The sequence below is a fragment of the Miltoncostaea oceani genome, from assembly GCF_018141545.1.
GTDB classification, from domain to species: domain Bacteria; phylum Actinomycetota; class Thermoleophilia; order Miltoncostaeales; family Miltoncostaeaceae; genus Miltoncostaea; species Miltoncostaea oceani.
Genome location: NZ_CP064356.1, coordinates 476,708 through 495,843 on the forward strand (window position 1 = coordinate 476,708; position 19,136 = coordinate 495,843).

A 19,136-nucleotide genomic window follows, 5' to 3' on the forward strand; every position below is an offset into this window, starting at 1 on the left:
CGGCAATCTAGCCCCCGGCGAGCCCCGGGAGGGGGCGGGTGACGAGCCCCTCCGCGACGTACCACCGGACGGTCGCGGCCATCCACTCCTCGACCGGCGTGTAGACGAGGCCGAGGTCGCGGGTGGCGCGGGACCCGTCGTAGGCGTGTCCGTGCAGCAGCGTCCGGACCATCTCGCGGCAGACCGGGGGGCGGCGGCGCCGCAGGCGCGCGACGAGCTCCACGCCGGTGGCCATCGTCATCGCCACCGGGGCCGGCAGACGGCGGGGGCCCTCCCGCAGCCCGGCGATGCCGCCGATCAGGTCGATCGCCTCGCCCACCCCGAGCACCGCGCCGCACAGCAGGTACCGCGCGCCGGGGGCGCCGTGGGCCTCGGCGCGCAGGTGGCCGTCGGCGCAGTCGCCGATCTCGACGAGCGACATCCGCGAGTCGACGACCATCCGCAACCGCCCGTTGAGGGCGTCGATCAGGATCTTCGCGGTGCCGCGCGTCCGGCCGGGCCCCTGCACCGAGGCGGGGTTGACGCAGACGAGCTCCAGGCCGAGGCGGGCGGACTCGGCGAGGGCCTCCCGCTCGGCCGCGAACTTCGAGCGCTCGTAGTGGGAGAGGAACGTGCCGCGGTGGGGTGAGTCCTCCGTCGCGACGGTCCCGTGCGCCTCGCCGATGGTGGCGGCCGACGACGTCAGCACCAGGCGACGCACCCCCGCAGCGGCGGCGGCGCGGACGGCGTTGCGGGTGCCGGTGACGTTCATGCGCTCCAGCTCGCCCGGGTCCGGCAGGCAGAAGCCGTTGAGGCCGGCGACGTGGTACACGACCTCGGCGCCCCGCATCGCCCGCTCCAGCGACGCCGGGTCGAGGATGTCGCCGCGGACGACCTCGGCCCCGGCCCCCGCCAGAACCCCGGCGGAGGCGTCGGACCGCGCGAGCGCGCGCACGGGGCGTCCCGCCGCGACGAGGCGGTCGAGGATGGCGCGCCCCACGAAGCCGCCGCCGCCCGTGATCAGGACGGGGCCGGTCGGCGCCGCGGTGCTCACGAGGTGCTGACGGCGACCAGCCGGCGGACGGCGTCGGCGTCCTGCGCCGCGAGGGCGAGGCCGGCGAGCTCGGCGGCCGCGGCCGTGTCGAGGCTGCGGACCCACTGCTTCACCAGCGCGACCCGCGGCGGGGCGACGCTCAGCTCGTCGACGCCCAGGCCGACGAGCAGCGGCACGGCGACGGGGTCCGATCCGGCCTCGCCGCACACCGCGACCCGGCACGGGTGGGGCCGGGCGGCCTCGGTCACCGTCGCCACCAGGCGCAGCACCGCCGGGTGGACGGGGTCGGCGAGCCGCGCGAGGGCCCCGTTGCCGCGCTCGGCGGCCATCGTGTACTGCGTCAGGTCGTTCGTCCCGATGGAGAGGAAGTCGACCTCGGCGGCGACGGCCCCCGCGAGCAGCGCAAGGGAGGGGACCTCCACCATCGCCCCGACCTCCACCTCCCCGGCGGTGATCCCGTCGTGCTCCAGCGACGCCCGCGCGTCGTCGAGGATCGCGCGCGCCTCGTGCAGCTCCCGCAGCTCGCTGACCATGGGGAACATGATCGACAGGGGGCCGCCGGCGGCGGCCCGCAGCGCCGCGCGCAGCTGGGTGCGCAGCACGTCGGGGCGCGCGAGCGACAGGCGCAGCCCGCGGACGCCGAGGAACGGGTTCTCCTCGTGGGGCATGCCGAGGTAGGCGAGGGGCTTGTCGGCGCCGGCGTCGAGGGTCCGCAGCACCACCCGCCGCCCGCCCATCGCGGTGACGGCCGCCGCGTAGGCGGCGTGCTGCTCGTCCTCGTCGGGCGCGTCGGCGCGGCCGAGGAACAGGAACTCGCTGCGCAGCAGCCCGACGCCGTCGGCGCCCGATGCGGCGGCCGCCGGCATGTCGCCCGGGGCGCCGGCGTTGGCGGCGACCTCGACGTGACGGCCGTCGGTGGTGACCGCCGGCTCGTGCGCCCGTTCGCGGGCGGCCGCCGTCGCGGCGGCGTCGTCGCGGGCGCGGGCCTCGTGCCGGGCCAGCGCGTCCGGGCCGGGGTCGACGACCACCGTGCCGGTGTCGCCGTCGACCAGCAGCGTGGTCCCGTCGGCGACGCCGAGCACCGCGGGCCCGGCGCCGGCCACCGCCGGGATGCCGAGCGACCGGGCGATGATCGAGGCGTGCGACGTGGGCCCGCCGCCGGCCGTCACGATCGCGGCGACGCGCCCCGGGTCGAGGGCCGCGACCTCCGCCGCGCCGAGGTCGCCCGCCACGAGCACCCCGGCCGCCGGGCCGGCGTCGGCGGCGCCGGTGAGGATCGCCGTGACGCGGCGCCCCAGGTCGAGCACGTCGTCGCGGCGGGCGCGCATGTACTCGTCGTCGAGGTCCTCGTACCCGGCCGCGGCGGCGCGGATCGCGTCGTCGTAGGCGCGCGCCGCGGGCGCCCCCGCGGCGATGGCCTCCTCCGCCGGTCCGGTGAGCGCCTCGTCGCCGACGAGCAGCACCTGGGCGGCGAGGATGTCCGCCGCCTCCGGCGCCGCGCCCGCCCGCAGCTCCTCGAGCTCGCGGCCGGCCCGCGCGAGGGCGGCGGCGAGGGCCGCCGACTCCGCCGCGGGCTCACCCGCGGGCGCGTCCGGCAGGTCGGCCGTGGCGCCGCCGCGCGGCCGCGCCGGACCGGCGCCGCGGCCGGGCGCGGCGGGCACCCCGTGCAGCTCGTCCCCGGGGGCGGGGGGAGCGACCTCGGCGGGTCCCGCGTGCGCGGGCGCGGCCGTGGCCGTCGGTGCGGCCTGCGGGCCGTCGCCCTCCTCCACCAGGGCGCGGATCGCCTCGATCGCCGCGTCGGCGCCGGGGCCGCGCGCCTCGATCGCCACCCGGTGGCCGTGGAGCGCCCCGAGCACCGACAGCCCGGTCATGCTGCGCGCCGACGCGGGGCCCCGCCCGGTCGTCAGGTTCGTCAGCCGCACCTCGGCGCCCGCGTCGGCGGCCGCGCGCACGACGGCGGCCGCGGGGCGGGCGTGCAGGCCGTGGGCGGCGCCCACGCGGGCCTCGGCGCGGGTCCAGCCCGCATCGTCGTCGTCGCCCGGCTCCGGGGCGGGCGCGTCGCCGCCGCCGTCGCCGAGGTGGGCGACCTTGCCGGCCAGCCCGCCGCGCGCCTCGCGCGCCACCTCCTCGATGGTGCCGCCGGCGCGGGCCGCGGCCGCCGCGGCGACGGCGCCCTCCACCACCGGCGCCTCGCACAGGGTCACCCGGGCCCGGGTCGCGTCGGGCACCAGCTCGAGGGCCGTCTCGGCGCTCAGCACGGCGGAGCCGAGGTCCATCAGCACCAGGACGTCCCCGTCGCCGGCGCGCTCGATCGCCTCCATCACCCGGACCGCGTCGGTGCCGAGCTCGCCCGGCTCGTCGATGCCCCCCGCGGCCTCGAGGGGGACGTCCGGGCCGGCCATCCCGCGGGCGAGCTCCACGACGCCCTCCGCGAGGCGGGCGCTGTGGGACACGATCACGATCCCGACCACGGCGGCCCCCCGGTCAGTCGAGGCCGTAGGCGCGGTGGAGCATCTCGATCGGGTGGACCGAGGGACGGTCCGTGGCGGCGGCGATGTGCCAGCGGCACGTCTCGGAGTCGCAGACCGACAGGTCGGCCCCGGACGCCCGGACCTGGTCGAAGAGCGACCGGCCGACCTCCATGCCGATGTCGTACTTCTCGGCCTTCAGCCCGTAGGTGCCGGCGACGCCGCAGCAGACGGCGTCGACCTGGGTGGCGCGGAGCCCCGGGATCAGGTCGAGCAGCTCCATCGCCGGTGTGCCGACGCCGTGGCCGCGCTGCTGGCAGGGGGCGTGGTACGGCACCGCCATGTCGACGGCCCGCATGTCGGTGCGCAGCTCGCCGCGCTCGTGCATGAGGACGAGGTACTCGCAGATGTCGTACATGCGCTCCGACACGACCCGCAGGTCGTCGTCGTCCACCCCGAGGATCTCGTTCGCCTCGCGCTTGAGCATCAGCCCGCAGCTCGTGGAGGTGGCGACGATGTCGTGGCCGGCCCGCGCGTAGGGGGCGAGCTGGGCGGCGAGGCGGCGGACGTAGGAGCGGGCGGCGTCGTACTGGCCGTTGCTCTGCAGCGGCAGGCCGCAGCAACCCTGCTTCGGCACGATCACCTCGAGCCCGTTGTGCTGCAGCACCTCGACGGCGCGGGTGCCGGTGTCCGGCTCGTAGAAGTTCGCGGCGCACCCGTGGAAGAAGACCACCTGGCGCGCGGCGGCGGCCGCGTCCGGGGGGCGGCGCAGCCGCCGGCGGGTGCGGCTCTGGAAGGTGCGGCCCGCCCACCGCGGGAGCGCGGCCCGGCGGTGGATGCGCAGCACCTTCTCGAGGACCCACCGGAACGGCCCGAACGACGTCGTCCAGTTGGCGATCGGCGCGACGGGGGCGCCCATCCAGCCCGCGAGCGTCGGCCGGGCGATCAGGCGGTCGCGCAGCGACACGCCGCGGCTCTCCGCGAGGGCCGCCTTCGCCTGGTTGTTGATCTCCGCGATCTTCACGCCCTGGGGGCAGACCTGGGTGCAGATGCCGCAGCTCGAGCAGTAGTCGAGCGAGTCGTCGGCCACCCCGTCGCCGCGGTAGCGCTCGGCCTGCGGGCCGACGTACTTCGGCCCGGGGAACAGGGGCGTCGCCGCCGCCACCGGGCAGTAGGTCTCGCAGATCGTGCACTTGACGCAGTGGTCGAGCGAGTCGCGCATCAGCTCGTGCAGCTGGTGCTCACTCATGTGCCCTCCTGGATCGCGGACGCCGCGCGGTACCCGCCCGCGATGGCGATGCCCTCGCCGGACTTCTCCCGCCACGGCAGTGCCCCGGCGACGATGGACCCCGCCGCCCACAGGTTCTCCCAGACCGGCTCGCCGCCGGGCCCGACCGGGCGCCCGCCGGCGTCGACCGCGACGCCGGCCGCCATGAGCGGCTGGTGGTCGAGGTGGCGGGAGGAGAGGCCGCGGTCGCCCTCGGCCGGGCCGGTGACCGGCAGCCCGAGGACCACCTCGTGCAGCGCCCCGTGGGAGTCGAGCTCGATGCCGCCGGCCGAGAACCCGCCGGTGGCGAGCACGACGGCGTCCGCGGCCAGCGTGCGCGTCCGTGCCGCCTCCTGGACCCGCACGCCGGTGAGGCGGCCGCCGTCGCCGGCGCTGCCGACGGCGGACGGGCCGAGCACCAGGCGGCCCCCGGCGGCGCGGAGGGCGGCCGTCAGGGCCGCGTTGAGGCGCAGCCCCGGAACCGACGGCGGGACGGTGGGGACCTCCGCCACCGGGGCGCCGGCCCGGCGGGTCACCTCGGCGAGGGCCTCGGCGGGGCGTGCCATGCCGAGCACCGCGGGCATCAGGATCGTCTCGCCGTCGCGGGCGACCCCGCGCAGGGCGTCGCCCAGCACCGCGCGGAAGGGGGCGTCGTCGAGCGCCCGCGCGAACACCTGCGCCGCGACGTCGGCGCGCCCGGGGCGCGGCGAGGCGTCGACCTCGGCGTGGCGCACCTCGACGGGGCCGCCCGGCAGGTCGGCGCGCCGCAGGTTGTCGGCGAGCAGCGACGGGAAGAAGTCCTTCAGCGCCGTCAGGCCGACGGCGACGAGGCGCCCGCCGGACCGCAGGTCGCCGGCGGCCATCGCGGCGGGGGCGAGCGCCGTGGGGCGGGGCACGCCGACCGCGGTCGGCAGCAGCATGTTCCCGGCGGTGCCGCCCACGTAGTCCAGCTCGGGCACCAGGCCGCGGAACCACTCGAGCGCCTCGTCGAGGGCGGGGGCGAGGTGCGCGTAGGGGTGGCCGGGGTTGGCCTCCGTGAAGCCGGCCATCTCCTCCCGCGGCGACGTCACGCGGCCGGGCGCGTACCCCAGCACGTCGATGGTGCCCGGCGACAGCGGCAGGCTGCCGGCGCCCTTCGCGACCACGGTGACGTGGGCGCCCTCGCGCGCCAGGCGGATCCCGGCGACGAGGCCCGCGAGCCCCGCGCCGATGACGACGACGCGGCTCACGTCGGCGGCGTCACGGGGAGGTGCTCGACGTCGAGCGTGCCCTGGAAGATCCAGTCGTCCAGGCAGGCCTGGCGCATCTGGTCCCCGTGTAGGATCGGCTCGAGCCCCAGCCAGCGGTGCTGGAGGAACTGCAGCAGCAGCGCGTCGGCCTTCGGCGCCTCGGCGTCGCCGAGCCCGTGGAGGATGCCGGTGGCCCGGTAGGTGCAGAAGCCGCCCTGGCACGGCCCCATGCCGAGCCGCAGCACGCGCCGCACGTCGTCGAGGTTCATGCCGGGGCGCCGCGCGGCCGCCTCGATCAGCCGGCGCCGCGGCATCAGCTCGCACTCGCAGACGAGCTGGTCGTCGGCCATCGCCTCCTCCTGGGCGGCGAGGCGCGACCCCAGCCAGTAGTGCCGTCCGTCCTCGGAGCCCGGCATGGCCTCGTCGGCGGTCGTGCAGGCGCGCGCGGTGCCGAGCTGCGCGCACATCGCGTCGACGACGGTCTCCGCCATCAGCCGGTACGTCGTCAGCTTGCCGCCGGTGATGGTGAGGAACCCGCTGACGCCGTCGCGGGACAGGTGGTCGACGAGCGCCAGGCCGCGGCTCATGTGGCGGGTGTCGGCGTCCGGGTCGGCGCGCTCGTCCTTGAAGAGGGGCCGCGAGCCCGTCCACGCGTGCAGCGCCCGGGCCTGGCGGAAGCCGGGCACCAGCACCTCGCCGGAGTCCAGCATCTGCTGGACCTCGTCGGAGTGGATGTCGAGGTCGTCGGGGCTGTCCGCGGCGGTGTCGGTCGTGCCGATCACGCAGACGGTCCGGATCGGGACGAGGATGTCGCCGTCGCCGGGGTGCTCGCAGCGGTTGACCACCGTGTTCACCAGCCGGTGGTTCATCGCGATCATGATCCCCTTGCCGGGGACGACGGTGACGCCGGGGCAGTCGGCCATGTCGGCGATCTCGCCCGCCCAGATGCCGCCGGCGTTGACCGTGAACCCGGCCTCGATGCGCACGACGCGCTCGTTGCGGTTGTCGTGGCAGACGGCCCCCGCGACGCGGTCGCCGTCGCGCACCACCTCCGTCACCCAGTGGTACGGGAGGATCCGGGCGCCGTGCTCGACCGCCGAGCGCTGGTTCGCCCACAGGAGCTTCCAGGCGTCGATGGACGCGTCGGCCACCTCGAACGCGCGGGAGATGCCGGGGTTGATGCGCGGCTCGCGCCGCAGCGCGTCGGCGACGGGGATCTCCTGCACCGGCACGCCCGTCGCCCGGGCCCCGGCGAGGAACCGGTCGGCGTAGTCGGGGTCGTCGGCGGGGGTCGTGACGAACAGGCCGCCCGTGTCCTCGACGGCCTCCGCGGCGATGCGCTTCACCGTCGCGCTCTCCTCGGCGCACTCGGTCGCCGACCGCGGGTCGGAGATGACGTACCGGCCGCCCGAGTGCAGGAGCCCGTGGAAACGGCCGGTCGTCCCCTGCCCCAGGTCGACCCGCTCGACGAGGATGCAGCGGAAACCCCGCATGGCGGCGTCGCGAACGACCCCGAGGCCGGTCGCGCCGCCGCCGATGACGAGGACGTCACATTCCAGGGTGTCTATTCCCCGTCCTCCTTCTCCACCCAGTCGAACGACTTCGTGACCGCCTTCTTCCAGTGGCGGTACTCGACCTCGCGCTGCGACTGGTCCATCGCGGGCGTCCAGCGCTTGTCCTCCTGCCAGTTCTCCCGCAGGTCCTCCTGCTCGGCCCAGAAGCCGACGGCGAGGCCGGCGGCGTAGGCCGCGCCGAGCGCGGTGGTCTCGGCGACCGCGGGGCGGATCACGTCGACGTTGAGCAGGTCGGCCTGGAACTGCATGAGCAGGTCGTTCTGCACCATGCCGCCGTCCACCTTGAGCGCCGTGAGCTCGACGCCGGAGTCGGCGGCCATCGCCTCGACGACCTCGCGGCTCTGGTACGCCGTCGCCTCGAGCGTCGCCCGGGCGATGTGCCCGACGGTGACGAAGCGGGTGAGGCCGGCGATGACGCCGCGGGCGTCGCTGCGCCAGTACGGGGCGAAGAGGCCGGAGAACGCCGGCACGAAGTAGACGCCGCCGTTGTTCTCGACGGACTTCGCGAGCTCCTCGACCTCGGGCGCCGCCTTGATCACCTTGAGGTTGTCCCGGAGCCACTGCACCAGGGCGCCGGTGATCGCGATCGACCCCTCCAGCGCGTAGACGCAGGGGCCGTCCCCGATGCGGTACGCGGCGGTGGTGATGAGGCCGTGGGTGCTCTGGACGGCCTCGGTGCCCGTGTTCAGGAGCAGGAAGTTGCCGGTGCCGTAGGTGTTCTTCGCCTCGCCGACGGCGAAGCAGGTCTGGCCGAAGAGGGCTGCCTGCTGGTCGCCGAGGTCGCCGGCGACCCTGACGCCCTTCACCGAGTCGATGGCGGCCTCGCCGTAGACCTCGCTCGACGAGCGGATCTCGGGGAGCATCGCCCGGGGGACGCCGACGATCTCGAGCAGCTCGTCATCCCAGGCGAGCGACTCGAGGTCCATCAGCAGGGTCCGGCTGGCGTTGCTCACATCGGTGATGTGCAGGCCCCCGTCGACGCCGCCGGTCAGGTTCCAGATGACCCACGTGTCCATGTTGCCGAACAGGAGGTCGCCCGCGTCCGCCTTCTGCTGGGCGCCCTCGACGTTGTCGAGGATCCACCGGACCTTCGGCCCGGAGAAGTACGTCGCGATCGGCAGCCCCGTCTTCGGGCGGAGCCGGTCCTGGCCGCCGTCGGCCATGAGCTTGTCGCAGATCTTGTCGGTGCGGGTGTCCTGCCACACGATCGCGTTGTAGACGGCCTTGCCGGTCGTCCTGTCCCACACCACCGCCGTCTCGCGCTGGTTGGTGATGCCGATCGCCGCGAGGTCGTCCTTCGTCAGGCCGGCCGACTCGAGCGCCTCCCCGATGACCTCCTCGGTGCGCGCCCAGACCTCGGCGGGGTCGTGCTCGACCCATCCCGGCTTGGGATAGATCTGCTCGTGCTCCTTCTGGGCGATCGACTTCACCCGCCCACCGTGGTCGAAGATCATGAAGCGGGAACTGGTCGTCCCCTGGTCGATCGCGCCTACGTAATCAGCCACGTCTACTCCGATCCGTCGATCTCTGCGGCCCACGTCCGCGCGGCGCACCGCACGAGAAGGGCACTCGATGTGGCACCCGGGTCCTGGTGCCCCGCACTGCGCTCGCCCAGGTAGCTGGCGCGGCCCTTGCGCGCGACGAGCGGGATGGTGGCCCGGGTGCCCTCCTCGGCCCCGTCCGCTCCGCGGGCGAGCACCTCGGGGAACGACGCGCCGTCGGCCAGCGCCGCGCGCATCGCGGCGGCGGCGGGCATCAGGGCGTCCACCATGGTCTTGTCCTCGGGCTCGGCCTTCCCCCGCGACCGCACGCCGGCGACGCCGGCCTCGAAGCACGCGACCCAGCCCTCCGGGGAGAGCGGGGACGTGCCCGCGGCCGATCCGAACTGCAGGAAGAAGGTGCCGTAGAGCGGGCCGGCGGCGCCGCCCACCTTGGAGATCAGCGCCATGCCGACCGCGCGCATCAGCCCCGGGACGTCGCCGGGCTCCTCGGCGTCGAGCTTGTCGAGCACGGCGCGCATGCCGCGGTCCATGTTGATGCCGTGGTCGGCGTCGCCGATGGCCGCGTCGAGCCGCGTGAGCTCGTCCTTGGCCTCGGCGACCGCCCCGGCGAAGTCGCGCAGCCACGCCGCGACCTCGCCGGCCGGTATCCGCCGGTCGCCGCTCATGCGCCCCAGCGCAGGCCGGCGGTCCTCACCGGTGCGTCCCAGAGGCGCGTGAGCTCGTCGTCGAGCTTCAGCAGGGTGATCGAGCACCCGGCCATCTCGAGCGACGTGATGTACGAGCCGACGAGGTTCCGCGTGATCGTGATCCCGCGGCCCTCGAGGAGCGTCGCGAGCTCGTGGTACACGAGGTACAGCTCGATCTGCGGGGTGCCGCCCATGCCGTTGACGAAGGCGAGCACCTCGTCCCCGGACGAGAAGGGCAGGTCCTCCACGATCGGCGTGGCGAGCATCTCCACGACCTCCCTCGCGCTCGCGAGCTTCCTGCGCTCGCGGCCCGGCTCGCCGTGGATGCCGATGCCGATCTCCATCTCGTCCTCGCCCAGCTCGAACGTGGGCTTCCCCGCCGCCGGCACCGTGCAGGAGGTCAACGCCATGCCCATGCTGCGGCCCTGCGCGTTGACCCGCTCGCAGATCTCGGTGACGGCCGCGAGGTCGCGGCCCTCCTCGGCGGCGGCGCCGACGATCTTCTCCGCCAGCACCGTGACGCCGACGCCGCGGCGCCCCGCCGTGAAGAGGCTGTCCTGCACCGCGACGTCGTCGTTCGTGACGACGGCCGAGACCTCGATGCCGTCGGTCCGTGCGAGGTCGGCGGCCATCTCGAAGTTCAGGACGTCGCCGGTGTAGTTCTTGACGATGTGCAGCACTCCGGCGCCGCCGTCGACGGCCTTGGTCGCCTCGTACATCTGGTCGGGGGTGGGGGAGGTGAAGATCTCCCCCGGGCACGCCACGTCGAGCATGCCCATGCCGACGAACCCGCCGTGCATGGGCTCGTGGCCCGCGCCCCCGCCCGAGAGGACCCCGACCTTGCCCTGGACGGGCGCGTCGGCGCGCACCACGTAGTTCGGGTCGAGGTTGACCCGGACGAGGTCCGCGTGCGCGGCGCCGAAGCCGCGCAGCGAGTCCGTGCCCAGGTCCGCCGGATCGTTCAGGAGCTTCTTCATCAGAGCTCGTCCTCCGCGACCTCGCCGCGCTGGACCAGGTCGGGGTCCGCGGGCTTGTGCCGGGCCTTCAGGACGTCGTTGATGAGGAAGTCGTAGATGAAGGCGCCGATGACGGCACCGATGATGGGCGCGACGATCGGGACCCACCAGTACGCGTCGAGGTTGCCCTGGACGCCGGGCAGGGCGCTGTCGCCCCAGCCGGCCATCCACGCGAAGAGCCGCGGACCGAAGTCGCGGGCCGGGTTGATGGCGTAGCCGGAGTTCGCGCCGAACGACATGCCGATCGCCATGACGCCGAACCCGATGACGATGGCTCCCAGGTTGCCCTTGGGCGGGATGTTCATCGTGTCGATGACGGCGAACACGATGATGATCAGCAGGGCGGTGCCGGTGATCTCGGAGACGATCGGACCCCAGTAGTCGGTGAAGTACTGGGCGGGTCCGGTGACGAAGATGCCGACGGTGCTGGCGTCCTTGTTGCCGACGCCCGCGGCGTTCTCGGCGGCGTCGATCGCGTCCTTGTAGTTCAGGAAGACGATCGCGGCGCCGACGAAGGCGCCGACGACCTGCGCGGCGATGTAGCCGGGGACCTTGCTCCACGCGAAGCCGCGGCGCAGCGCGAGCGCGATGGTCACGGCCGGGTTGATGTGCGCGCCGCTGATGCCGCCGGCCACGTAGACGCCCATGATGACGGCCATGCCCCACCCGAAGGTGATGAGCAGCCAGTCGCCGTTGCTGATGGTGCCATCACCGCGGCCGGACTGGGGGAGGCCCGCGACGGCCATCGCGACCACCCCGGTGCCGAAGGCGATAAGGACGAGGGTGCCGAGGAACTCCGAGAGGAGTTCACCCGCCTGGGTGTTGCGCCAGTCACCACGCCGGGTGCCGGCATAGGTCGCTTCTGCCACGCTCCCTCCCTTCCGGGGGTTGTAACGATCGCCACGAGTATCCCCCCGCGACGTCGGCCGGGAAACCCCCTCCGGTGTCTCACCTGCAGTTTCCGGCCTTTCGACTTACGCCGTAAGCCTCAGGCGGGTGAGCCGGGCTCGGCGTCGGCGGCGGGGCGGCGGGAGAACGCGATGCGGTTCTCGGTGCCGGCGAGCAGGCGCCGCATGTTGGAGCGGTGCAGCACCAGGACGCCCGCGCACCCGATCGCGACGAAGACGACACGCGACGTGGGGTAGCCCATCGCCCAGACGACGGGGGTCGCGGCGGCGGCGGCGACGATGCTCGCGAGCGACGAGTACCGGGTCGTCACGAGGACCACGGCCCACAGGGCGAGCAGCAGCACGGCGGCGAGCGGCATCAGGCCGATCACGGCGCCCCCGCCGACGGCGACGCCCTTGCCCCCCTTGAAGCGCAGCCAGACGGGGAAGACGTGCCCCGCCATCGCGGCGCCGGCGGCGACGGCGGGCCACGGGTCGTCGGTGATGAGGCGCGCGAGCAGCACGGCGACGACGCCCTTGCCGATGTCGAGCGCCATGACCGAGATGCCCATACCCTTGCCCAGGGCGCGGAACACGTTCGCGGCGCCGAGGTTGCCGCTCCCCACGGTGCGCAGGTCGATGCCCTTGGCGCGCCCCGCGAGGTAGGCGAACGGGATCGACCCCAGCAGGTACGCGACGACGGTGGCGACGAGGGCGTTCACGGCTCGCGCAGCGCCTCGGGCGAGGTGGTCGGCTTGCTCGCGAAGATCCGCCAGCGGGCGACCAGGAAGTAGTGGGCCCCGCTCAGCACGGTCAGCACGAGCGCGAGGCCGAGCAGGGCGTCCTCGACGGCGCCGGCGACTCCGGGGGCGATGATGCAGGCGACGGCGACGTTCTGGCTGAGGGCCTTCGCCTTGCCGAAGCGCCCCGCCGAGATGATCACGTCCTCGGACGCGGCGATCATCCGCAGCCCCGTCACCGCGAACTCCCGGCCGATGATGATCATCGCCGCCCACGCCGGCACGTCGCCGGTCTCGACCAGGCAGACGAGCGCCGCCGACATGAGGAGCTTGTCGGCGAGGGTGTCGAGGAACGCGCCGGCCACGGTGACGAGGCCGCGCGACCGCGCGAGCCAGCCGTCGACGGAGTCGGTGACGCAGGCCGCGACGAAGACGCCGAAGGCCCACCAGCGTCCGCCCGGGATGTCATCGACGAGGATGAGGACCATCAACGGCGGGATCGCCACGATCCGCGCCGCGGTGAACCAGAGCGGCGCGTTCAGTGGGCCGGATCGCACGCCGCGCAGCATATCCGCCGCCCCCGGCCGGGCCGCGGCGGCCGCGTCAGGCGTGCGCGGCCGCCTGCAGGCTCTCGCCGGCGGTGACGGGGTACCAGCAGGCGGCCTCGTGACCGGGGGTGAGGGTCGCGAGCGGCGGCACCTCGGTACGGCACTTCTCGGGCACCTCCTCGCCGGCCCCGGCGACGAGCCGCGCCTTCGGGCACCGCGGGTGGAACGGGCACCCCGGCGGGGGGTCGGCGGGCGACGGGACGTCGCCCGTCAGAACGATCCGGTCCCGCGTGGTGCCCTGGTGCCCCTTCGGGACCGCCGACAGCAGGGCGGCGGTGTACGGGTGGCGGGGGTCCTCGTAGAGCTCGTCGGCGCCCGCGACCTCGACGATGCGGCCGAGGTACATCACGGCGATCCGGTCGGACACGTGCCGCACCACGCCGAGGTCGTGGGAGATGAACAGGTACGTCAGGTCCCGTTCGTCCTGCAGGTCCTTCAGCAGGTTCAGGATCTGCGCCTGGATCGAGACGTCGAGGGCCGAGACCGGCTCGTCGGCGACGATCATCAGGGGGTTCAGCGCCAGGGCGCGCGCCACCCCGATGCGCTGGCGCTGCCCGCCGGAGAACTCGTGGGGGTACCGGTTGTAGTGCTCCGGGTTGAGCCCGACGCGCGCCATCAGCGCCTGGACGTCGGCCTTGGTGTCGCCCTCGACGCCGTGGATGCGGAACGGCTCGGAGATGATCGCGCCGACCGGGTGCCGCGGGTTCAGCGAGGCGTAGGGGTCCTGGAAGATCATCTGCATGTCGCGGCGCATGGTGCGGAGGTCGCTCCGCCCGAGGTGCGAGACCTCCTTGCCGTCGAACCGGATCTCGCCGGACGTCGGCTCGAGGAGGCGCGTCACCAGCCGCGCCGTCGTCGACTTGCCGCACCCCGACTCGCCGACCAGCCCGAGCGTCTCGCCGCGGTTGATCGTGAAGCTCACGTCCTCCACGGCCTTCACCGCGCCGACGGCGCGCTGGAACAGGATCCCCCGGGTGATGGGGAAGTGCTTGGTGAGGTGGGCGACCTCGAGCAGCGGCCCGTCGGGGACGGGGGCGGTGCTCATGCGGCGGCGTCCTCGAGGCGGGCCCGGCGCTCGGCCCACAGCCGGACCTTGTCGGCGGCGGAGAGGTGGCAGGCGTCGCTGTGGGCGTCGTCGCCGACCATCGGCGGCCGCTCCGTGTCGCAGGGGCTGAAGCGGTGCGGGCAGCGGGGGTGGAACGGGCAGCCGGGCGGCACGTTGATGAGGGACGGCGGCGCGCCCTCGATCGGCAGCAGCCGCTCGACGCGCACGTCGGGGCGGGGGATCGACTCGAGCAGGCCCCACCCGTAGGGGTGGCGGGGACGCTCGAAGACCTCGTCGCGGTCACCGAGCTCCACGGGCCGGCCCGCGTACATGATCATCACCCGCTGGGCGACGTCGGCGATGACGCCGAGGTTGTGGCTGATCAGGACGACGCCGATGCCGAGGCGGTCCTTCAGCTCCGCGATCAGCTCGAGGATCTGGGCCTGGACCGTCACGTCGAGGGCCGTGGTCGGCTCGTCGGCGATGAGCAGGTCGGGTTCGAGGACGAGGGCCATGGCGATCATCGCGCGCTGGCGCATGCCGCCGGAGAACTCGTGGGGGTACTGGCGGGCCCGCTGCTCGGGGGCGGGGATGCCGACCCGGCGCAGGGCGTCGACCGCCATGGCGGCCGCGACCGACTTCGAGACGTCGCGGTGGGCGAGCACCGACTCGGCGACCTGGTCGCCGACGCGGTGCATGGGGTGCAGCGACGTCATCGGGTCCTGGAAGACCATGCCGACGCGCTCGCCGCGGAGGCGGCGGAGCTGGCGGTCGGGGAGCGTCAGCAGGTCGACGCCGTCGAAGAGGACCTGGCCGCTGACGCGCGCGCGCGTGCGGTTGATGAGGCCCATCACCGTCATGAACGTGACGCTCTTGCCCGACCCCGACTCCCCGACGACCCCGAGGGTCTCGCCGGAGCGCAGGGTGAAGCTCGCGCCGTCCACCGCCTTCACGAGGCCGTCCTCGGTGGGGAAGTGGACGACGAGGTCGCGCACCTCCAGCAGCGGCGTGCTCATCGGTACCGCACGCGGGGGTCGAGGTACGCGTAGACGATGTCGCTCACCAGGCTGAGCAGCGCCACGGCGAACGAGGCGAGCACGACGACGGCGAGCACGCCGGGCAGGTCTCCGGAGTCGGTCGAGATGAGGATGTAGTTGCCCAGGCCCGGCATGTTGAAGACGGTCTCGGTGACCACCGTGTTGCCCACGAGGATCGCGAGGTCGATGCCGAGGAGGGTGACGATGGGCGTCACGCCGGCCCGCAGGCCGTGGCGGGCCACGACCCGCCGTTCGCTGACGCCCTTGGCGCGCGCGGTGCGGATGAAGTCCTCGCCCATCGTGTCGATCATGTTGCCGCGCACCACGCGGGCGTAGATCGCCGCGAACAGGAGGGCGAGCACCGACCAGGGCAGGATCATGTGGAGGAACCAGTCGACGGGGTCCTCGGCGAAGGGCACGTAGCCCGTGCCGGGGAGGATGTCGAGCTTCTCCCAGAAGACGTAGAGCGAGATCAGCCCGAGCAGGAACACGGGCGTCGACACCCCGATGAGGGCGAAGCCCATCGAGATGCGGTCGGCGGCCGTGCGCCGCTTCAGGGCGCTGAGCACGCCGATCGGTATGCCGATCAGCAACCACAGGATCGCTCCGCCGATGGCGATCTGCAGCGTCACCGCCGTCCGGGAGATGATCTCCTCCCGTACCGGCGACCGGGTGTTGTACGAGATCCCGAGCCCGGGCCAGCCGTACTCGTCGCCGAGCATCAGGCGCTTGATGTACAGGCCGTACTGGACGGGGACCGGCTTGTCGAGACCGAGCTGCTCCTCGACCTCGGCGATCAGCTCCGGGGTGGGGCTGCGTCCCGCGAAGGCGACGGCCGGGTCGGTCGACGGCAGCACGAAGAAGATCGTGAACGCGACCAGCGTGACCGCGAAGACCACGAGGACCACGTAGATGAGCCGGCGGATGATGTAGCGGGTCATTGGTGTCCGGGGGCGGCGAGCCGGGACGGGGCGTCCGTGCCCCGTCCCGTCAGCCCGTCAGTGGTCCCGGCCTCCCCTCAGTTCTGGAGGGACGGGTCGACCGCGACGCGGGACAGCGCCATCTCGGTGCCGTTCTGGTCCATGTCGTAACGGGTCACCGCGGGGCCGATCAGGTCGATCGCCGTGGCGTCCATGAGCGGGACCCAGGGGACGATCTCCTCGGTGATCTTCTTGTCGAGGGTCTCCCAGCAGGTCGTGCGCTCCTCGCCGGTCAGCGGGGTGCAGGCGTCGATGTCCGCATCGACGCTCGGCACGCCACCCTCCGGGATGGTCACCCCGAGCTCCCCGGCCTGCTGCTCCGTCACGCCGACGAGGGAGAACGCGGTGTTGCCGCTCGGGATCAGGTTCCGCCCGTCGAACAGCACCATGAAGGTGCTCGGGTCGGCGTAGTCCTTGCCCCAGCCGTTGCCGGCGGAGAGCGGGATCTTCCGGGCCGTGGTGCTCGACGCGTCGTTGACGGCCGAACGCGACAGCTCGCGGGTCTCGATCTCGAGGCCGATCTCGGCGGCGGACTGCGCGATGATCGGCGACATCGTCGACCACGGCGCGAAGTTGCGGTTGACGTTGACGATGCCCTTGCAGGCCGGCGCGTCGCAGATGCCGTCCTGGTCGGTGTCGTACTTCGACTGCGCCATCTCGGCCTTCGCGGCCTCCACGTCGCCGGCGAACGGCGGCTGCTGGAACGGCGCGTACGCGTCGGAGGTGAGCGACGGCATCATCGTGTCGGGGAGCACGTCGGTCGGCGTGCTGCCCTGGACCGGGCCGCCCCAGGCGCGCTGGATGCCCTCGAGGTCCATCACGAGGTTCAGCGCCTTGCGGACGTGGACGTCGTCGAACGGCGGCGTCGTGAGGTTCATGTACATGAACCACAGGCGGTCGCCGGAGTTGACGCGCAGCTTCTCGCGGATGTCCGGGTCCTGGAGGTAGCGACGCAGGACGGCGTTCGGCGGCGTCTCGAACGACCCCTCGAGCTCACCGCGCTCGATCTTGGTGAAGATGTCGTCGAGGTTGGTGTTCACGGAGATCTCGAAGCGGTCCGGGTTGCTCTGCCGGATCTCCGTGTCGTCGGTGGCGGGGTCGTAGTTCGGGTTCCGGACCATGTTCAGGCCCGTGTTCGGGTTGAAGCCGGAGATGGGCTTCTGGCTGGCGCAGCTCGTGATGTCCAGCTTGTCGGAGCCGTCGATCATGTACGGGCCGGTCGCGATCACGTAGCGGCCGTACTCCGCCGCCCGGGTGTGGCACTTCGCCACCTCCTCGGGGATCGGCGCGGTGGCCGGCATCGCGAGGCGGTAGAGGAAGTCACCCGTCGGGGCGGTGAGCGTGAAGCTGATCGTCTGCGGGTCGGGCGTGGCGATGCCGGAGATCGTGTCGGCGTCGCCGGCCGCGAACTCCTGCATGCCCTCGATGACGTTGTAGTAGAAGCCGTACTGGGCGGCGACGCTCGGCGTGCCGATGCGCTCGAAGGCGAACTTGATGTCCTCGGACGTGACCGCGCGGTTCACCGGCGGCCCGAACTCCACGCCCTCCTTGAGGGTGAACGTGTAGGTGAGGCCGTCCTCGGACGGCTCGGGGATCTCGGTCGCCAGGTCGGCGACGAGCTCGTTGCCGGCGGGGCCGGCGGTGAACGGGTAGCTCACCAGGGTCCGCAGCAGCAGCGAGTTGTAGATCGTCCAGGCGCTGCCGAAGTACTCGCCGCTGGGGTCGAAGCCGTCGCTCTGGGCGAAGTCGGTGTTGGCGATCCGGTAGGTGCCGCCGGGGGCGGGCTCGCCGAAGTCCACCGGCCCACCGAGCTGCTCGATGACGGCGGTGATGTCGTCGGAGCCCCCGCCACCGGTCGTGTCCGCGGCGTCGTCGTCGTCCCCGCCACAGGCGGCGAGTCCGAACGCGGCGACGCAGGCGAGGGTGGCGACCCCCGCGCGTACGAGCCATCGTCGTGTCATGCGGTTCCTCCGCAGTCGTGCGTTGTCGGGAGCCCCAGGCGCCGCCGGCCGGGCACGTGTGCCGCCGTGGTGGGGGGCGTGGAGGGACGGCGCCGGCTCACGACCGGTCCGCCCGCGGGTCGAGGGCGTCGCGCAGTCCGTCGCCCAGGAGGTTGAACGCGAGGACCGAGACGAGGAGGAAGAGGCCGGGGAAGAGCCACAGCCACCACACCACGTCGAAGTTCTCGAGCGAGTCGCTGACCATGTTCCCCCAGGAGGGCGTCTCGTCGGGGACGCCCAGGCCGAGGAACGAGAGGTAGGCCTCGAAGAGGATGTTGCTGGGGATCAGCAGCGACGCGTAGACGATGATCGGGGAGATCAGGTTGGGCAGGATCTCCCGGAACATGATCCGCAGGTCGCCGGCGCCGAGCGAGCGGCTCGCCTCGACGAACTCGCGCTCGCGGAGGGACAGGGTGTTGCCGCGGACGAGCCGCGCCACGTAGGGCCAGGTGAACAGCGAGATGATCAGGATCACCAGGCCCATCCCCGGCTTGATCGTCCCGAAGAAGCAGCCCTCCTTGGAGGTGCTGCACGCGGCGACGATGCCGATCGCGAAGAGCAGCAGCGGGACCGAGAGGATGATGTCGGTCGTCCGCGAGATGAACGTGTCGAGCGCGCCGCCGTAGTAGCCGGCGATGACGCCGAGGACGATCCCGACGACCACGGCGATCAGCGTGGCGACGACGCCGACGAGCAGCGACACCCGGGTGCCGTAGATCGTCCGCACGAAGACGTCGCGGCCGCTGTTGTCGGCCCCGAACCAGAAGCTCGAGGTCGGGCCCTCGGGGATCCCGAAGACGTCGGTCGTCTCGCGCTGGAAGAGCTCGTTGGGCCCGTGGCCCACGAGGGCGGCGAACGCCGGCGCGAAGATCGCGAGGAGGACGAGCAGCAGGATCACCGCGAGGCCGGCGAGCGCGAACCTGTCCTGCCGGAACCGCATCCAGAAGAGCTGGGAGGGCGACCGCCCGACGATCGAGGCCGACTCGGTCGCCTCGGGCGGGGGCGCGTCGGGCGCGCCCGCGGTCTCGGCCGCCGTGGTGCTCACCGGCGGGCGTCCGCCCTCG

16 protein-coding genes are annotated in these 19,136 nt (G+C 73.4%); all 16 read right to left on the minus strand.

The window, feature by feature from the left end; genetic code table 11:
• Nucleotides 1-7: 7 nt before the first annotated feature.
• The 16 genes from IU369_RS02355 to IU369_RS02430 all read right to left on the minus strand — a co-directional run bounded on the left by IU369_RS02355 (nucleotide 8) and on the right by IU369_RS02430 (nucleotide 19,117).
• Nucleotides 8-1,033 (minus strand): NAD-dependent epimerase/dehydratase family protein, encoded by a 1,026-nt coding sequence (locus tag IU369_RS02355; protein ID WP_217922964.1) that lies wholly within the window; start codon nucleotides 1,031-1,033, stop codon nucleotides 8-10.
• Nucleotides 1,030-3,504 carry a phosphoenolpyruvate--protein phosphotransferase gene (ptsP, locus tag IU369_RS02360; RefSeq protein WP_343233191.1) on the minus strand — a complete coding sequence of 825 codons (2,475 nt, stop codon included), beginning with the start codon at nucleotides 3,502-3,504 and terminating at the stop codon, nucleotides 1,030-1,032. Before ptsP ends, IU369_RS02355 begins: the two co-directional genes overlap by 4 nt.
• Nucleotides 3,505-3,517: 13 nt before the next feature.
• The gene (locus IU369_RS02365; protein WP_217922966.1) at nucleotides 3,518-4,750 is read right to left on the minus strand and encodes an anaerobic glycerol-3-phosphate dehydrogenase subunit C; all 1,233 of its coding nucleotides are present in this window, start codon (nucleotides 4,748-4,750) and stop codon (nucleotides 3,518-3,520) included.
• Entirely contained in the window at nucleotides 4,747-5,997 is a 1,251-nt protein-coding gene (glpB, locus tag IU369_RS02370; RefSeq protein WP_217922967.1) for a glycerol-3-phosphate dehydrogenase subunit GlpB, read from the minus strand. The genes IU369_RS02365 and glpB overlap by 4 nt, the downstream gene beginning before the upstream one ends.
• Nucleotides 5,994-7,565: an anaerobic glycerol-3-phosphate dehydrogenase subunit GlpA gene (gene glpA, locus IU369_RS02375; protein WP_343233217.1), complete on the minus strand. Its 1,572-nt coding sequence runs from the start codon at nucleotides 7,563-7,565 to the stop codon at nucleotides 5,994-5,996. The genes glpB and glpA overlap by 4 nt, the downstream gene beginning before the upstream one ends.
• Nucleotides 7,562-9,076 (minus strand): glycerol kinase GlpK, encoded by a 1,515-nt coding sequence (gene glpK / locus IU369_RS02380; RefSeq protein ID WP_217922968.1) that lies wholly within the window; start codon nucleotides 9,074-9,076, stop codon nucleotides 7,562-7,564. The genes glpA and glpK overlap by 4 nt, the downstream gene beginning before the upstream one ends.
• Nucleotides 9,077-9,078: 2 nt before the next feature.
• Complete coding sequence (gene dhaL, locus IU369_RS02385; protein WP_217922969.1) at nucleotides 9,079-9,738, minus strand: dihydroxyacetone kinase subunit DhaL; 660 nt, start codon at nucleotides 9,736-9,738, stop codon at nucleotides 9,079-9,081.
• Nucleotides 9,735-10,736 carry a dihydroxyacetone kinase subunit DhaK gene (gene dhaK, locus IU369_RS02390; protein WP_217922970.1) on the minus strand — a complete coding sequence of 334 codons (1,002 nt, stop codon included), beginning with the start codon at nucleotides 10,734-10,736 and terminating at the stop codon, nucleotides 9,735-9,737. Before dhaK ends, dhaL begins: the two co-directional genes overlap by 4 nt.
• Complete coding sequence (locus IU369_RS02395; RefSeq protein WP_217922971.1) at nucleotides 10,736-11,644, minus strand: MIP/aquaporin family protein; 909 nt, start codon at nucleotides 11,642-11,644, stop codon at nucleotides 10,736-10,738. The genes dhaK and IU369_RS02395 overlap by 1 nt, the downstream gene beginning before the upstream one ends.
• Before the next feature lie 119 nt (nucleotides 11,645-11,763).
• Nucleotides 11,764-12,384 (minus strand): glycerol-3-phosphate 1-O-acyltransferase PlsY, encoded by a 621-nt coding sequence (plsY, locus tag IU369_RS02400; RefSeq protein ID WP_217922972.1) that lies wholly within the window; start codon nucleotides 12,382-12,384, stop codon nucleotides 11,764-11,766.
• On the minus strand, nucleotides 12,381-12,959 hold the full coding sequence (gene pgsA, locus IU369_RS02405; protein ID WP_217922973.1) for a CDP-diacylglycerol--glycerol-3-phosphate 3-phosphatidyltransferase: 579 nt from the start codon (nucleotides 12,957-12,959) through the stop codon (nucleotides 12,381-12,383). The genes plsY and pgsA overlap by 4 nt, the downstream gene beginning before the upstream one ends.
• 46 nt (nucleotides 12,960-13,005) lie before the next feature.
• A complete protein-coding gene (locus tag IU369_RS02410; protein ID WP_217922974.1) occupies nucleotides 13,006-14,055 on the minus strand; it encodes an ABC transporter ATP-binding protein in 1,050 nt (349 codons plus the stop codon).
• On the minus strand, nucleotides 14,052-15,071 hold the full coding sequence (locus tag IU369_RS02415; RefSeq protein ID WP_217922975.1) for an ABC transporter ATP-binding protein: 1,020 nt from the start codon (nucleotides 15,069-15,071) through the stop codon (nucleotides 14,052-14,054). The genes IU369_RS02410 and IU369_RS02415 overlap by 4 nt, the downstream gene beginning before the upstream one ends.
• Nucleotides 15,068-16,033, minus strand: a complete 966-nt coding sequence (locus IU369_RS02420) for an ABC transporter permease (protein WP_217922976.1) — start codon at nucleotides 16,031-16,033, stop codon at nucleotides 15,068-15,070. Before IU369_RS02420 ends, IU369_RS02415 begins: the two co-directional genes overlap by 4 nt.
• A gap of 77 nt (nucleotides 16,034-16,110) precedes the next feature.
• Nucleotides 16,111-18,033, minus strand: coding sequence for an ABC transporter substrate-binding protein (locus IU369_RS02425; protein ID WP_217922977.1), 1,923 nt, complete (start codon nucleotides 18,031-18,033; stop codon nucleotides 16,111-16,113).
• 97 nt (nucleotides 18,034-18,130) lie between these two features.
• The gene (locus IU369_RS02430) at nucleotides 18,131-19,117 is read right to left on the minus strand and encodes an ABC transporter permease (RefSeq protein WP_217922978.1); all 987 of its coding nucleotides are present in this window, start codon (nucleotides 19,115-19,117) and stop codon (nucleotides 18,131-18,133) included.
• Nucleotides 19,118-19,136 lie beyond the last annotated feature (19 nt).

Coding starts and splice junctions, on each gene's coding strand:
- dhaL (WP_217922969.1), bottom strand. CDS start 9,738: ATGAGCGGCGACCGGCGGATACCGGCCGGCGAGGTCGCGGCGTGGCTG.
- IU369_RS02420 (WP_217922976.1), bottom strand. CDS start 16,033: ATGACCCGCTACATCATCCGCCGGCTCATCTACGTGGTCCTCGTGGTC.
- IU369_RS02410 (WP_217922974.1), bottom strand. CDS start 14,055: ATGAGCACCGCCCCCGTCCCCGACGGGCCGCTGCTCGAGGTCGCCCAC.
- dhaK (WP_217922970.1), bottom strand. CDS start 10,736: ATGAAGAAGCTCCTGAACGATCCGGCGGACCTGGGCACGGACTCGCTG.
- IU369_RS02425 (WP_217922977.1), bottom strand. CDS start 18,033: ATGACACGACGATGGCTCGTACGCGCGGGGGTCGCCACCCTCGCCTGC.
- IU369_RS02365 (WP_217922966.1), bottom strand. CDS start 4,750: ATGAGTGAGCACCAGCTGCACGAGCTGATGCGCGACTCGCTCGACCAC.
- IU369_RS02415 (WP_217922975.1), bottom strand. CDS start 15,071: ATGAGCACGCCGCTGCTGGAGGTGCGCGACCTCGTCGTCCACTTCCCC.